Annotated in this window: 14 protein-coding genes and 1 tRNA gene; 6 read left to right on the forward strand and 9 right to left on the reverse strand. The window is 43.7% G+C overall.

The window, feature by feature from the left end; translation table 11 throughout:
- Positions 1-204: 204 nt before the first annotated feature.
- Positions 205-1,116 carry an MBL fold metallo-hydrolase gene (locus tag ACTIE0_RS01280; RefSeq protein ID WP_006625979.1) on the forward strand — a complete coding sequence of 304 codons (912 nt, stop codon included), beginning with the start codon at positions 205-207 and terminating at the stop codon, positions 1,114-1,116.
- A 15-nt stretch (positions 1,117-1,131) separates the two neighbouring features.
- Complete coding sequence (locus ACTIE0_RS01285) at positions 1,132-1,671, forward strand: cytochrome c (protein WP_006669012.1); 540 nt, start codon at positions 1,132-1,134, stop codon at positions 1,669-1,671.
- 7 nt (positions 1,672-1,678) lie between these two features.
- Here ACTIE0_RS01285 and ACTIE0_RS01290 read toward each other — a convergent pair whose 3' ends face one another.
- The gene (locus tag ACTIE0_RS01290; RefSeq protein WP_006669013.1) at positions 1,679-3,322 is read right to left on the reverse strand and encodes a YcjF family protein; all 1,644 of its coding nucleotides are present in this window, start codon (positions 3,320-3,322) and stop codon (positions 1,679-1,681) included.
- A 198-nt stretch (positions 3,323-3,520) separates the two neighbouring features.
- Positions 3,521-4,687, reverse strand: a complete 1,167-nt coding sequence (locus tag ACTIE0_RS01295) for a pyridoxal phosphate-dependent aminotransferase (RefSeq protein ID WP_008050449.1) — start codon at positions 4,685-4,687, stop codon at positions 3,521-3,523.
- Between the two features lie 30 nt (positions 4,688-4,717).
- Here ACTIE0_RS01295 and ACTIE0_RS01300 point away from each other — a divergent pair, with 30 nt between their 5' ends.
- Entirely contained in the window at positions 4,718-5,719 is a 1,002-nt protein-coding gene (locus ACTIE0_RS01300; RefSeq protein ID WP_035759645.1) for a S66 peptidase family protein, read from the forward strand.
- A gap of 1 nt (position 5,720) precedes the next feature.
- Here ACTIE0_RS01300 and ACTIE0_RS01305 read toward each other — a convergent pair whose 3' ends face one another.
- From ACTIE0_RS01305 to ACTIE0_RS01325, 5 genes are all read right to left on the reverse strand, one after another.
- The gene (locus ACTIE0_RS01305) at positions 5,721-6,608 is read right to left on the reverse strand and encodes a PhzF family phenazine biosynthesis protein (protein WP_006625984.1); all 888 of its coding nucleotides are present in this window, start codon (positions 6,606-6,608) and stop codon (positions 5,721-5,723) included.
- A gap of 5 nt (positions 6,609-6,613) precedes the next feature.
- A complete protein-coding gene (gene trpE / locus ACTIE0_RS01310) occupies positions 6,614-8,158 on the reverse strand; it encodes an anthranilate synthase component I (RefSeq protein ID WP_006625985.1) in 1,545 nt (514 codons plus the stop codon).
- A gap of 202 nt (positions 8,159-8,360) precedes the next feature.
- Positions 8,361-8,789, reverse strand: a complete 429-nt coding sequence (gene psaD / locus ACTIE0_RS01315; protein ID WP_006616635.1) for a photosystem I reaction center subunit II PsaD — start codon at positions 8,787-8,789, stop codon at positions 8,361-8,363.
- Between the two features lie 195 nt (positions 8,790-8,984).
- Positions 8,985-9,072: transfer RNA gene (locus tag ACTIE0_RS01320), tRNA-Ser, on the reverse strand.
- Between the two features lie 163 nt (positions 9,073-9,235).
- On the reverse strand, positions 9,236-9,943 hold the full coding sequence (locus ACTIE0_RS01325; protein WP_006625986.1) for a YdcF family protein: 708 nt from the start codon (positions 9,941-9,943) through the stop codon (positions 9,236-9,238).
- Positions 9,944-10,022: 79 nt separating this feature from the next.
- On the opposite strand from ACTIE0_RS01325, the gene ACTIE0_RS01330 reads away from it, so the two are divergent.
- Positions 10,023-10,379: a hypothetical protein gene (locus tag ACTIE0_RS01330; protein WP_006625987.1), complete on the forward strand. Its 357-nt coding sequence runs from the start codon at positions 10,023-10,025 to the stop codon at positions 10,377-10,379.
- 49 nt (positions 10,380-10,428) lie between these two features.
- Here the strand turns inward: ACTIE0_RS01330 and ACTIE0_RS01335 are convergent, their stop codons facing one another.
- Positions 10,429-11,244: a calcium-binding protein gene (locus ACTIE0_RS01335; protein ID WP_006625988.1), complete on the reverse strand. Its 816-nt coding sequence runs from the start codon at positions 11,242-11,244 to the stop codon at positions 10,429-10,431.
- A gap of 444 nt (positions 11,245-11,688) precedes the next feature.
- On the opposite strand from ACTIE0_RS01335, the gene ACTIE0_RS01340 reads away from it, so the two are divergent.
- On the forward strand, positions 11,689-12,006 hold the full coding sequence (locus ACTIE0_RS01340) for a hypothetical protein (RefSeq protein WP_199345995.1): 318 nt from the start codon (positions 11,689-11,691) through the stop codon (positions 12,004-12,006).
- A gap of 204 nt (positions 12,007-12,210) precedes the next feature.
- Here the strand turns inward: ACTIE0_RS01340 and ACTIE0_RS01345 are convergent, their stop codons facing one another.
- Positions 12,211-13,320, reverse strand: coding sequence for a methyltransferase (locus ACTIE0_RS01345; RefSeq protein WP_006669015.1), 1,110 nt, complete (start codon positions 13,318-13,320; stop codon positions 12,211-12,213).
- Positions 13,321-13,500: 180 nt separating this feature from the next.
- On the opposite strand from ACTIE0_RS01345, the gene ACTIE0_RS01350 reads away from it, so the two are divergent.
- Positions 13,501-13,887 carry a DUF3110 domain-containing protein gene (locus tag ACTIE0_RS01350; protein WP_006625993.1) on the forward strand — a complete coding sequence of 129 codons (387 nt, stop codon included), beginning with the start codon at positions 13,501-13,503 and terminating at the stop codon, positions 13,885-13,887.
- The last annotated feature ends 20 nt before the right edge of the window (positions 13,888-13,907 follow it).

The following is a 13,907-nucleotide window of genomic DNA, read 5'->3' on the forward strand; positions in this document are numbered from 1 at the left end:
GGGTAGTAGCCCTGTTCCTATTGACAATTAGGGTATCTACATCAGGAGCCGTGTGCTGGGAAACTCGCAAGCACGGTTTTGAAGTGGAGTTGGGGAAGGTGACTTCTCTTTCGACCATAACCAATCAGTCATAACAGTAACTAGGGAGTATTGGGTCTCAAGTGTTGCTTATCTCACTGCTGTTCAACCTCTGTATCAGTTAAAATGCCAGTTTATGATCGACCTGTTAAAAATCCTCAAGTTTCCGATAATAATGCGATGAATGATAATTCGGCTCCTGTGGAGTTTTCTGTACAGTTTTGGGGGGTGAGGGGAAATATTGCTACCCCTGGCCATAAAACTGTTCGATATGGGGGGAATACCTCCTGTGTCGAAATGCGTCTGGGAAATCAACGTTTTATTTTTGACGGAGGGACTGGGTTAAGAGTTTTGGGTTTGGATCTGCTCAAACAAATGCCCGTTGAAGCCTCTGTCTTTTTTTCCCATACCCACTGGGACCATATCCAGGGGTTTCCTTTCTTTGTGCCAGCATTTATCCCGATTAATCGCTTTCATATCTATGGGGCGATCGCTCCTGATGGCTCAACGATTAAGGAACGCCTGTCTGATCAAATGGTACATCCTAATTTCCCGGTTCCCATGCACGTCATGCAATCAGATCTGAAATTTTATGATCTGATCCCTGGGGATGTGATTGCTTTGTCCGATGGCATTAAAATCGAAACGGCTCCTCTAAATCATCCTAATATGGCGGTCGGCTATCGGGTTACTTGGGAAGGCCGTACAGCGGTTTACTGTAGTGATACAGAGCATTTTCTCGATCGCTTTGATAATAATGTTCTGCACTTGGCTCGCAATGCCGACTTGCTGATTTATGATGCTACCTATACTAATGAGGAGTATCATGATCATAAGTGTCCCAAAATCGGGTGGGGACATTCTACCTGGGAGGTAGGGGTAGAAATTGCCAAAAAAGCGGGTGTTAAGCAGATAGCCATGTATCAACATGACCCATCCCACGATGATGATTTTCTCGATCGCGTCCAACTTGAACTTAAGGCTGCTTTCCCCCAGGGGGTTGTTGCCAGAGAAGGTATGGTCATTACCCTAGAATAAGCTAACTTCTATAATATGTTCAATTCCAGACTCTCCAATCGGCGCAGCGAAAGGAGATATTCTCTATTGATTCGATGCTGTTTGATTCTGGTTGCTGTCCTGATATCCTTGGGCATTACAACGCCAAGTATAGGTCAGTATTCTGTTAGTGCGATCGGTACTGTTGATTTTGTACCGCCAGAATTTCAACTGGGCCAGGAACTCTATTTAGAAAACTGCGCTACTTGCCATATTCCTATTCCGCCGTCAGTTTTACCGAGACAGACTTGGCAACAAATTCTCCAGGATAGTCAACATTATGGCACTCAAATTGAACCTTTAGTGGATCCGGCTCGCCTGTTGGTGTGGAATTATCTCCGCCATTTTTCCCGTTCTATGACTGTGGCTGAAGAGGGTATCCCTTTTAGAATTGAGCGATCGCGCTTTTTTAGGGCGCTACATCCCCGCGTAGAATTTACGGAACCCATTAATATTCATAATTGCCAAACCTGTCATCCGGGTGCATCTGATTATAACTTCCGTCTTTTGACTCCAGAATGGGAAGATTCTCCGTAGTAAATTTTTACCAATTCTCTCGAGGATGACGGGGATTATCCCAATCATCTTGAGATGAATCTTGATCTAAATAGGGGGCAATATCTGAGGGTTTGTCTAATTCTAATTCTAGTTCATCATCGGACTCTGCTGATGATTGATCGAGGTTCAATGGTTCAATCACGCGGGCGATCGCATCTTGAATAAATCCTCGCACAAACTCATCTCGCCGATTAAGTTGAAATTGTCGCTGCACCACCTCTGTTATACCCCCATCTCCCCAATCTTGATTTTGGCGAAAATACTCGATAAAACTACGCCCCGCAATTCGGGTTAAATAAGCGGCAGTTATCCCTTGAATCGCCTTACCAACTACAATAGTACCGATGTGAAAATGTAGGGCGGTAGCTACTAATTGAATCGCACCTTTAACAATGCCTAAACTGCCTAAAGTTTTCGCGAGAGATAACGCCAACTCTCGCCCTCTATCCATATTTAATTTACACCCATATATTTTGCCAATTTCTACTACCATTTGGGCATTAACTGCCGCAGTCGCTAATAAATCTACCACCGGAAGCGGCGTAACAGCAATAGCCCCAGCCCCAATCCACTGATATCTATCGACAATTTGTTCGGCTTGGCGTAGACGTTGATTATCAATTAAACGCCGCGCTTCTTCGCCTAATCTTTGAGACTGGAGAAGGATATTATCAGCTATTAATTCTTCCCCTTCGGCGCGTAGAATTGTGGCGATTTTATGAATAAGTGGCATGATATCAGGCTCAGGTTTAAATGTATCTCCATTGTCCAGATTAATTAGTTGAGGATTAGCGGCGATCGCTATGACATCTTCCGGAGAAATAAACCCGCTCACTCGTTGCTTTAATCGATTTAAAATCTGATTTTTATCAGCTTCTGTATACAAGTCGGTTTTGTTAAAAATTAATAGCGATCGCTTACCCATTTCCGCCAAATTACGCAGAGGATATAATTCGGATTGACGCAAATCATTATCCACCACAAATAATAATAAATCTGCCTCGGTAGCCAGGGTTCTAGCCATTTCTGAACGAGTTACTCCCCCTTCTCCAACCTCCCCAATTCCCGGAGTATCAATGATTAAAATTTCCCGATTTAACCCCTTTAATTCGAGTCGATAAGTTTCCCCATTTATGGTAGTTCCCATGGGTGCGTCAACCCGCCCGACCATCTCCCCCATTAACCCATTAACCAGAGATGTTTTCCCGGCGGAACCTGTGCCAAATATCACCACCTGAATGCTACCTTGAGATAGGTTAGCTTGTATATCCTGAGAACGACTTATTAACGCCTGACGTGCTACTTCATCTTGAATTTGATTAACCTGTTGTCGGATAGCTTTTAAAGACGTTTCAGCCGCCTCGGATTTATCCAAAGGGATACGCAAGTTATGGCGGCGTTTTTTCCTCCCATTACTTCCAAATTGAAACAGCCTCAAATAGTAGAAAAACGTATACATCAATAACCCTAGCAAACCTATTAACACAACTAGCAACAAATTTGCTAAAATCGGGTTAGCCATCCACGCCACTTGACTGTATAACCAAGAAATCGATGTGACTAGCCAAATCATTAAACCCAGGATGACACAAACACCCACAATGATGATGAAAAGGCGGTATAAAGGCATAATCTTATGGTTAATCTCAAATCAGTCTGTTTTCTATCATAGCTGGTTAATTTGGGGATTTTGACTGACCTATGCAGCTATTAGGATTTGGGCTAAAATGGTATAGGTACAAAATTGGGGGGCTGGTATAATGCAATTATGGCTGGCTATTAGTTTCCCTTGGGGGGATAATCCCGGATAGATGATTGATAGGTTAATCTAAATAACTAAGGTTTTCAGACCTTTGACTAAACGCCCAATTCCTTCGGCGGCGGTGTCTGGTTTTAACGCCCCATAAGCTACCCGTAAATAACAGCCTTGTGACATACCAAAGGTAGTCCCCGGAATTACGGCTACCCCAAACTGTTTAATCAGTTGTTGGGCTAATTCCATTGAGTCTAACTCTGTGTCTATTTTCAGCAGAAAGTAAAACGCGCCATCAGCTTGCGGAATTGTGCAAAAATCTGATAATTGGCTGAGTTCATTGAGAAATATATCCCGAACTTCCGTGATGGTTTTAATATGATTTTGGCAATATTCATAACCTACTTTTAACGCGCCTAAAGCTACATATTGGGAGATGACGGGAGGACAGATTAAGATGGTATCTTGAACTTTTTGGATGGGGATTAGTAAGTGTTCAGGAATTAGCATATATCCAATGCGCCAGGATGCAAAACCGTAGGCTTTGGATAAACTGAAGAGAGAAATTGTGTGGGATTCACTGTTAGGAAAGGTGGCGGGTGAGGTGTGTTTGATGTTATTATAGGTAAAGTATTCGTAGGCTTCGTCACTGATATGGTATAAGTGGCGATCGCTACAAATTTGATTAATTTCTTGTAATGCTTCTGGGGAATAAACCGCCCCGGTGGGGTTATTGGGAGAAATGGTAACAATCGCCCTGGTTTTATCAGTGATGGCGGCTTGAATGGCATCAATTCGTAGTTGATAATTGTCATCGGTCTGAATAACTACAGGCTGACAACTTGCCATCATAATCGCCATTTCATGATTAAAATAGTAAGGAGATTGTATAATGATTTCATCCCCAGGTGAGGTAATAGCTAAAATCGCATTCATAAACCCCATATTACTACCAGCAGTGACGACAATTTTCTGGCGATCGCTGAGATTAATATGATTCTCTGTTTGCAGTTTATCGGCGATGATCTCAAGTAGTGGAGTGATACCAATTACTGGTTTATATTTATGATTTTCTGGACTAGCTAAAAACTCGGATATATGGTCAAATGCCACAGGTGGCGGGCCATAATAAACTACCCCTTGACCTAGGGAAATTGTCCCCGGATGATTGTTAATTAGTTTTCCAATAATCGGAATAATTGGGGATTGAACTGATTGCATTCGGGAATAATCTAGGTTCATCATCTTAACAATGGTATGAAAATTAGATCTATGAAAAATCGCCGCCAATTTATAAGTGAGTTAGGTTTGACACTTTTAGCAACAGGATTTCCGGTATTAGCATCTTCTCCTAATCCTATTAAACCACCCCGTTTGCGGGTTGGGGATACGGTGGGAATAATTGCGCCTTCTGGATGGATTACCACACAGGAGTTAAAATTTGTAACTTGGCAATTAATGCAACAAGGACTTAATCCGAAAGCCGCACCTCACCTGATGGATAAATATGGTTATTTAGCCGGATTAGATCGAGACCGCGCCGCCGATGTTAATACCATGTTTGCTGATCCGAATATTCGGGGAATTATTACCGCCGCCGGTGGCTGGGGGGCTGCCCGTATTTTACCCTTATTAGATTATAACATAATCCGCAACAATCCCAAGGTGATTATTGGTTATAGTGATATCACATCATTATTATTGGCGATATATTCCCAGTGCAATTTTATCACATTTCACGGATTATTAGGCACTTCTCATTGGCGGAGTTTTTCGGTGAATTACTTAAAGCGAGTTTTGTTTACAGGGGAAGCTGTTACGTTTGAAAATCCTGGGAATATTCGGGTAGAAACTATTACCAGCGGTAGCGCCAGGGGTCAACTGGTGGGGGGTAATTTATCAGTTTTAGCGGGGTTGGTGGGTTCGGAATATCTACCGAATTGGTCGGGAAAAATTCTATTTATTGAGGATATTAACGAGGATGTTTACCGGGTCGATCGCCTATTGACCCAATTAAAACTAGCCGGAATTTTAGATCAATTATCGGGGTTTATTTTCGGACAATGTAGCCGTTGTTCACCGGGGAGGGAAGGGGAATCATCTTTTAGCTTATGGGAAGTGTTAGTAGATCATATTCAACCCCTAGGAATACCCGCCTGGTATGGTTCAGCCATAGGTCATATTCGCGACCAATTTACCATAGCCATAGGTGGTATGGTAGAAATTAATAGCGATCGCGGAACTATCCAAATGCTAGAAGCCGCAGTTAGCTAAGTTAATTCAACCATTCTCCCTTAGCGATCGCCACCACTTTTCCCCCCACCATGACATCAATTTCATCCCCAACTTTTTGGGCTTTTAAAAATAGTAAAGAAGGGCGATTAATCTCATAACCCTGTTCCACACGCACATTAATCTCATCCCTATTATAATAGGAATTATGCACGAAATAAGCTGCCAGACAAGAATTAGCGCTTCCCGTGGCTGGGTCTTCGGCAATTCCTAAAGCCGGGGCGAACATCCTAGCGCTGATATCATTTTCCATGTCATAGGGTTCAGGACAAAAAACAAAAATCTCCTTAGCATTAGTGTTTTTAATAAACTCACCATAATGGTCTAAATTAACCTTAGCCTGTTTTAAAGCCCTTTGATTTTTGAGAGGGACGATTAAAAAAGGAATCCCCGTTGACACTTCTTGAATGGGAAAGTTATCGTCAAAATCCGCCATTTCCAAACCCAAAACCGGGGCGACATATGCCGGATTTAAACAATTATAAAAAACGGGATTACTGGGGCGCATCCATAACAACTCTTGGTCAGTGTTACCATTACTCCAAGTCACCGGAATTTGACCGACTCCCAAATTCAATACCACCTGATCAACAGGTTTTTTAATCATTTCCCGTTGAATAATATAAGCAGTTCCCAGGGTAGGATGACCCGCAAAAGGCAATTCTTTGGAAGGGGTAAAAATCCTGACATCATAGCCACCATCAACCATTCCCTCGGAACGGATAAAAGTAGTTTCTGAATAATTAATTTCCTGGGCAATTTCTAACATTTCCTCATCGGACAGAGAGGAAACACCCTCACCGAAGAAAACAGCGAGTTGATTTCCGGCATATTTAGCTTCTGCAAAAACATCAACGATGTAGAAATTCATAAAAACTAACTCTGAGAAGTTTTCAGACAGCTAATGGCTTCCAATAACCCCCGCGCCTTATTGAGGGTTTCCTCATATTCCTTTTCCGGTTGGGAGTCAGCCACAAGTCCAGCCCCCGCTTGTACAGAAACTTGATTTATACCATCTTCCCCCTGACGGACAATCATAGTGCGGATCGTGATAGCCGTGTTTAGTTGTCCCTCAAAATCATAATAGCCATAAACGCCGGAATATGGACCTCGGCGGCTAGGTTCCAACTCATTAATAATTTCCATAGCCCGAATTTTCGGCGCACCGCTAACAGTCCCAGCGGGAAAACAGGCTTTTAATAAATCCCAAGCAGTTTGATCATCTGCTAAGTCTCCCACCACATTACTAACAATGTGCATAACATGGGAATAGCGTTCGACGACCATCAACTGATCAACCATTACGGTTCCATTTTGGCAGACGCGCCCTAAATCATTACGTCCGAGGTCTACTAGCATAACGTGCTCGGCGATTTCTTTGGGGTCCTGTAGCAAATCTTGCTCTAGGTGTTGATCCTCCTGGGAGTTTTTACCACGGCGGCGGGTTCCAGCAATGGGGCGAACGGTGGCGCGCGCCTTTCCGTCAATGTTTTTTTCGGCTTTGACCATCACTTCCGGGCTAGATCCAATCATCTGCCAATCCCCAAAGTTAAAATAAGCCATATAGGGGGAAGGATTGATTAAACGCAGGGATCTATACAAGGAGAAAGGATCGCCTTGGTATTGTGCCGCCAGGCGTTGGGAAATGACGACCTGAAAGATATCTCCCGCCCTAATATAGTCCTTCGCCCGGTCAACAGCAGCACAAAACTGGTCGCGGGAGAAATTGCTGCTGTATTGGCGTGATGTTTCGGTATCATCAGATTTGTTGCTATCGGGGGGAGTCCATTGTAATAGGGTACTCTGACGAGATAGGGGAGATCTCAGTTTATCTACCAATTGAGTAACGCGATCGCAAGCCTGTTGATAGGCTGTTTCTGGGTCTGTTTCCCGCAGGTCAGCATAAGATATAGCCCAAACCTTGCGCTTCACCTGGTCAAAAATTAGTAAACTATCAAGCTGCATCCATAGGCCATCGGGTAAATCATCGTCTGTAAGGGGATAAATGGGGACTCGTGGTTCAATCCAGTTGATTAATTCATAACCCCAAAACCCGAACAGTCCCCCAATTCCCGGCGGTAGTTCTGGCAATTTGACAGGTTGATAGGGTTTAAGACAGTCAGCTAATACCTTAAACGGATCGCCTTGAAAATCTTGTTGTTGACCGTCCCTAAATTTTTGAATCATGCGATCGCCGCGGGCGGATAAAGTCCACAGAGGATCACAACCCAGAAAGCTGTAACGCCCAATTTTCTCCCCACCTTCGACTGACTCCAACAGGAAGCTGTAAGGTTGACCTGCACAAACCCGATACCACGCCGAAACTGGTGTATCCAAGTCCGCCACCCACTCCTGATAGACAGGAATGAAGTTACCCCTAGCCTGTAGTTGGCAGAATTGGGAGAAATCTGGAAAAATCATCGTTGTAATTTTTGGGAAAATTGGTAGCTGAATTTAATGCTACGGTGTATCAAAAATAACAGAAAATGCTGGTTTTTGGTGAAAAATCAGGAACCAGCAAACCTGATCTTATAGGGAGTTTACCTGTACTGTAGGGGTGGGTGCTACAAAAGCTCATTATCTGAATGAAAAGTCCGGTGAACCCGCCCCTACCCATAGACCCCTAAGACTCGTAGGTGGCTTTACCGCTGAATTTGACACTAGCTGGGTTGGGGTTGTCACCAATCTTGCGATCGATTTTTCCGTTGAACTCCCGACCTTCGTTAACTTTCTCAGGGAAAACGCCATCTTTGGGGTGGAGATATTCCATTTCGCCATTGGGGAAAATCCGATAGATTTTGAAATCCTCGATTTTCGGCTTGAATTTAGTCCGCAGTTGGGTTCCCAAGGCGAGACACTGCTCTTTGCGAGCCAGATAGAGCAAGTTTTCTCCCTCGTTCATAATAGCTGCGCCACCTGTGGGCATTTCAAACACCTGTTCTTTGGTGCTGGTCCAGGTAATGGCATATTTCTCCTCAACTTGGGCTTTGGTGAGAAGACCACCTGTGCTACCACCGAATTTGGGAGCTTTTCCTGTCAGTGTTTCTACCATAGAAAATTATCTCAAAGGTTTTTACGGGATCCTATCACTGATAATACCTTCTCAGTAGCGATCGTAAAGATCCGTTACACAGATATCCACAGCAGCCATAAAAACAGCCAAACCCTGCCCTAACCCCTCGCGCGCGATCGCTCGCACAGGTAGGGATTAGCGCCAGGGCTGGTCATGATTGAGCCTGAGCAAAACCGGAGAGGGTGGGATTCGAACCCACGAGGAGCTTGCACCCCTAACGAATTTCGAGTCCGTCGCAATCGACCATCTCTGCCACCTCTCCAGGCATTTCCAAGCTCATTAATCATTATAGCATTTCCCAGGGAAATTTCAACAAAAAAGCTGTAGGTCTTGGTTGGCCAACAGACACAGAAAAGCACCCCACTCTAATGCTGCGAACTGGTTGGACTCCATTTTAGAGATCGGCGGTTACTTCTGCTGATTTTCTAATTGCATAGGGATTCGGGATCAACTCCCCCCTGATACTCGCAGGTAAAACCATTTACACACCAGGAAGCCATATCGACTTCTGGAAGGTGAACAATATCAGAACAACTCGGTTGCCAGATCTGGCTAAAAAAAGCCCAAAGTATGGCTCTGCTGAGGTCTAATATGGTTTTGATCAGAGATTCTGTGTTCCCGGGTATCCCGGATTCTTCTACTAATTCCATTTCAGGCCAAATCCCATGGGCTCCTAACATGATTTTAGCCATCCATTGGGCCCTGGGAAGGTGGGTATCTGAGGTGAGGATTTTTACATGGCGCGCACCCCATTGGGTGAGTAAGGGTTGACTAAACATATAATTCCCGAAGGTGGAGTTGGCACATTTTTCTAACCAAACTCCTTGGCTGGGGGTTTTGTTGCGCTCAAATAGCTTGACAATGCAGGGATCGTCGGAACCTTTAGAAATGATAATGGGGATTTGTGGATATTCTGTGGCTAGTTGGGAAACATAGATTTCTCGGCGGATACTTCCCCCCAATACTAAGAAGGTATCAACGGGTTCTCTAGCGGACGATCGCATTATTAACAGGTGATTGACCAGTCCTAGACTCATGAATAACATTAAGGCGCACGCTGCTATGAGCAAAATTTTGACTCGGCGGCGCGCGCCTTGTCTAATCAACCTGGGGGTGTTCTGAGGCTTACTCATCTAAGGCGTACCAAATCCTACTGCTATAATGTCAAGTTGTGGAGACTTCCGCAGGCTGATACGGAATCCAATTAATAGCATGAGCATACCCAAAATTTGGCAACAATTTTTTTTCTTAGGTTCCCTAAGTTTCACGGTGACTGTCTCTACGATGGCTGCTGCTGAATCTCCTAGTTACCAACAACAACCCAGGAATGCTTATCCTCAAGAGTTTGTCAGCAATTATGTGAGCAATTGTCGTGAGCGATCGCAGAGGTCAGGGCTAACCCCCCAACAAGCGCAAACTATCTGTCAGTGTACCATTTTTGAGTATCAAGATCGATTTTCGATTGAGGAGTTTGTGGACATCGTACAGCAACTTCAGGAAACTGGACAAGCCCCAGATGAATTGGTGGATGTAGCTTTAACCTGTAGTGCGAAACTGGACAATAATTAAGGGGATGATGGTAAGGGCGCTATGACTAATCATTAGCGCCCTGAAACCGTCATAAGAAGTCGAAATAACTCGCGTCAATATCCAAAAAGAAATTATCCTGAATAACGGCTAACAGTTGCTGAGTACCATCTAGGGTGGTCTGAATAATTGCCGTTCCTTCTGGTAGACTAACATTGGTAGCAACAGATAGCTCCTGGGATGGAACTAATTCATGATTTTCTCTGCGTCCCCGTAACATCACCGTATCTTTCTCTGGGTCAAAATCACCGATCAGGGTGTAACCTCTTCCGGCGCGACTTATTCCCACTAGGGTATCATTTCCTTGGTCACCAAATAACAGATCATTACCACTACCGCCTACTAGGTAGTCGTCTCCCTGACCGCCATAGATGGTATCATTACCGCCGTCACCATAAATTGTATCATTGCCCTGGTTGCCAAATAACAGGTCGTCATCTGCGCCACCGTAAATGATATCATCACCGATATCGCCGAATATGGTATCTCTACCTTCAGCCCCTGATAAGATATCATTACCCTGACCGCCATAAATCAGGTCATCTCCCCCTTGACCATCTATGAAATCATCACCCATAAATCCGTAAATGGTATCATTACCGCCGCGACCTAGGATGACATCATTCCCATTGGTTCCAAATAACTCATCGTCATTGTTAGTACCAATTTGAGTCGTGGCTGGACTCAGGGGAGGCAATTGATCAAAATGATTCTGAAGCAGGAAAACATTATTGCCAGGACCACCAAATAAGGTATCTATCTCATCTGTCGATACACGGGGAGGTACAGGGGTTGACGGGGTTGACGGGGTTTCGGTATTGGTTAGATTTAGAATTAGGTCTTCCATGGGTATAAAAAATAAACAACAACTCGGACTTGGACTATGTTTTCTGCTACCCTGATTTTAGCTCAGGAAATTTGGCTAAAAATCCGATATTTGGGTCGGCATGGTCATTTACTTGTACAACATGAACATTCTGGCGATTTATTAAGAAAATATAAAATAATTTTCCTCTAAATCAAAGCAGAAAACGTCCTTGACTAGGGCAATTAAGTCAAAATCTCCTTGGCGATTTTGGTCGACAATTGCTGTACCGGGGGGTAATTGTTCGGGGGAAGGTTAGAGTCGAAAAGTTCCTCGGAAGTCCGTTAACTGGATGATATCCTCATCCAGAGCAAAGTGATCAATTAATGTATAACCAGGAACTCGATCGCTAATACCCATTAAGTATCATCCCCCCTATCACCCAATAACAGGTCGCTACCTGTTTCACCTACGAGAGTCATTACCTTGACCTCCGTAAATGGTATCATCATCTCGGTGCTAGTATTAGGTATCTGTACCAAAGTTGAAGACAGATTCAAAAGCGGCCAACAACGGTTCAAGTGTCGTGATTGTGGACCACAGTTTGTTGAACACCCCACCAAAAAGGTGATTCACCAAGGAACACGGTCTCTGATTGACCGTTTGCGGACTGAGGGAATTCCCCAGGCTGGAATAGCAGGAGCCGTCCAAGTGCCTGAACCCTGGCTGCCAAACTACGTTAATCAGAAATATGTCTCTGTACGCCGCCAAGTCCAGGTAAGGCTCAAAAAAAAGGGGGTTTAACAATACCTTGAGGCAAGGAGTGTCTCGCTTAGTAGGCAAGGCCTTGTCCTTTTCCAAGTGTTGGCAGAATCACATTAGTGCCTAATGGTATTTTATCGATCGCCACAAGGCATCATTACTTCTTTGAGGAATGCCCAAAAGTCCCATATTTATGGATTTCGGTAATAATTAAAACTGGAGACTGTGTGATTTTCATCATAGCAATTAGTTACCCCTCAACCAAAACTCCAGTGGCGCACAATCAAACACCCATTCTAAGCCAAAATTATTAATAGTTTTGACTAAAATAATATCGTCCAAATTAACCTGATCTAACTTTAAGCTAAAATGCCATTGGTGGTCATAATTATCTGAGCAGGTAATTGTTTGCCGATAAACTAAGAGAGTATTTAGATAAACCAAAATTTCGGAAACCTGACCACCAGGGTTAATTTCGGAAACCCAACCCCCCAATTCCAAAACCCCATCAGCGGTAAGATGACAATGTTCAATTTTTCCTATAGGATGATGATAATATCGAAAATTCTCCCAAGTCATGGTCGGATTTTTCGCCAAAATATATAGGTCTTGATACCGACAAATTCCCTGGGGTATGCGATGATAAACAGCCTGATGTTCCGAAATATCAGCAATGGTATTAGCGACAAAATTTTCGCCGACATAACTGGTTCCATATTCCCCCAAGTCCAAAGTTCTGCTTTCACTATTCAGACAAAATAACAACTCGGAATCATCAATCATTAAATGAGATGGTAATAAACTGCGATCATGGACGCTCAATAATAATAAACCGTTGGGATTAAGTAAGTTATATAACACCTTTAACCATTGGGAAAAGGTAGCTTTAGGGAGATGGCTAAAAAAGGAACAAGCCAAAATCACATCAAAACTCTGACTACAAAGATAGTCTTTTGGCTGAGAGGTAGACACAATACCATTAACGCCAAATTGTTCAACCTGAAACTTTACCCCCTCGGCATAAATATCAGAAATCCAGACTTTATCTGAGGGTATTTCTTGCACAAAAAACCTGGTAGAGCGACCATAGCCACTAGCAAAGTCTAAAAAGGCACCGATTTTATGAAAGCTGCCAAAATGCCAATCAACGACTTGTTTGACGGCATCAAAAATGCGAATGCCATTGCTATAGTAACGAATTATAGCGCGTTCAGGGCTGCCTTGATTTTGGAGGGCGAATAAATACATCTCATCCTGATTGTCAATGGTTGAATTAAAGCGATCAGGAAACTTAACTTGATTGTGAACAAATGTTTTAATGGCTGGCATTTCAGCACCGGATATGGTATAATTCATACAAGATAATCCTCCAATATTGTGATATTTAGCTGGTGGAGACAGTCTAGCAGACTGGTTAGCACATCTCAACCGGAAGGGGCTGGGTCTGGAATGGGGATCCATGGTGGAGTTGAGAAAAAAGGTGATCGGAGGTTGTAAGATAAGATCAAGCTGTTGTTAACAACCCGATTCAAGATCATGAAAGTCTATGTCTTGCTGTTCAATGCCGGGACTGATAATGAGGGAATCCATACAATTCAGATGGGCGATCGCAATAAGGTGTTAATGTTTGAGGAGGAAGACGATGCCATCCGCTTTGGTGGTTTGTTGGAAGCCCAAGATTTCCCCAGTCCCTGTATTGAGGGAATTGATGATGATGAAATCAAAGAATTCTGTCGCAGTGTAGATTATGATTGGGAGCTGATTCCGTCTGGGGCTTTAGCGATTCCTCCAGAAAATAATGTGGAGGAGTTGGAGTGGGAAAAGCAAGGCAAAACCCAAGACGAAAGGGACTCAGAGGAATCTTCAGAATTCCCATCAGACGAACTCGACAGCATTCGCCGTCGCCTAGAAGGTTTACTTTAGCCTGATAACTTGTGAAGGAC

Source organism: Limnospira sp. (assembly GCF_051859755.1).
Lineage (GTDB): Bacteria > Cyanobacteriota > Cyanobacteriia > Cyanobacteriales > Microcoleaceae > Limnospira > Limnospira fusiformis.

What these genes read in the sequence shown, in the direction of transcription:
- ACTIE0_RS01295 (WP_008050449.1), bottom strand. Translation starts at nt 4,687, where the DNA reads ATGAACCTAGATTATTCCCGAATGCAATCAGTTCAATCCCCAATTATT.
- ACTIE0_RS01345 (WP_006669015.1), bottom strand. Translation starts at nt 13,320, where the DNA reads ATGAATTATACCATATCCGGTGCTGAAATGCCAGCCATTAAAACATTT.
- ACTIE0_RS01335 (WP_006625988.1), bottom strand. Translation starts at nt 11,244, where the DNA reads ATGGAAGACCTAATTCTAAATCTAACCAATACCGAAACCCCGTCAACC.
- ACTIE0_RS01280 (WP_006625979.1), top strand. Translation starts at nt 205, where the DNA reads ATGCCAGTTTATGATCGACCTGTTAAAAATCCTCAAGTTTCCGATAAT.
- ACTIE0_RS01290 (WP_006669013.1), bottom strand. Translation starts at nt 3,322, where the DNA reads ATGCCTTTATACCGCCTTTTCATCATCATTGTGGGTGTTTGTGTCATC.
- ACTIE0_RS01285 (WP_006669012.1), top strand. Translation starts at nt 1,132, where the DNA reads ATGTTCAATTCCAGACTCTCCAATCGGCGCAGCGAAAGGAGATATTCT.
- psaD (WP_006616635.1), bottom strand. Translation starts at nt 8,789, where the DNA reads ATGGTAGAAACACTGACAGGAAAAGCTCCCAAATTCGGTGGTAGCACA.
- ACTIE0_RS01300 (WP_035759645.1), top strand. Translation starts at nt 4,718, where the DNA reads ATGAAAAATCGCCGCCAATTTATAAGTGAGTTAGGTTTGACACTTTTA.
- ACTIE0_RS01350 (WP_006625993.1), top strand. Translation starts at nt 13,501, where the DNA reads ATGAAAGTCTATGTCTTGCTGTTCAATGCCGGGACTGATAATGAGGGA.
- trpE (WP_006625985.1), bottom strand. Translation starts at nt 8,158, where the DNA reads ATGATTTTTCCAGATTTCTCCCAATTCTGCCAACTACAGGCTAGGGGT.
- ACTIE0_RS01305 (WP_006625984.1), bottom strand. Translation starts at nt 6,608, where the DNA reads ATGAATTTCTACATCGTTGATGTTTTTGCAGAAGCTAAATATGCCGGA.
- ACTIE0_RS01330 (WP_006625987.1), top strand. Translation starts at nt 10,023, where the DNA reads ATGAGCATACCCAAAATTTGGCAACAATTTTTTTTCTTAGGTTCCCTA.
- ACTIE0_RS01325 (WP_006625986.1), bottom strand. Translation starts at nt 9,943, where the DNA reads ATGAGTAAGCCTCAGAACACCCCCAGGTTGATTAGACAAGGCGCGCGC.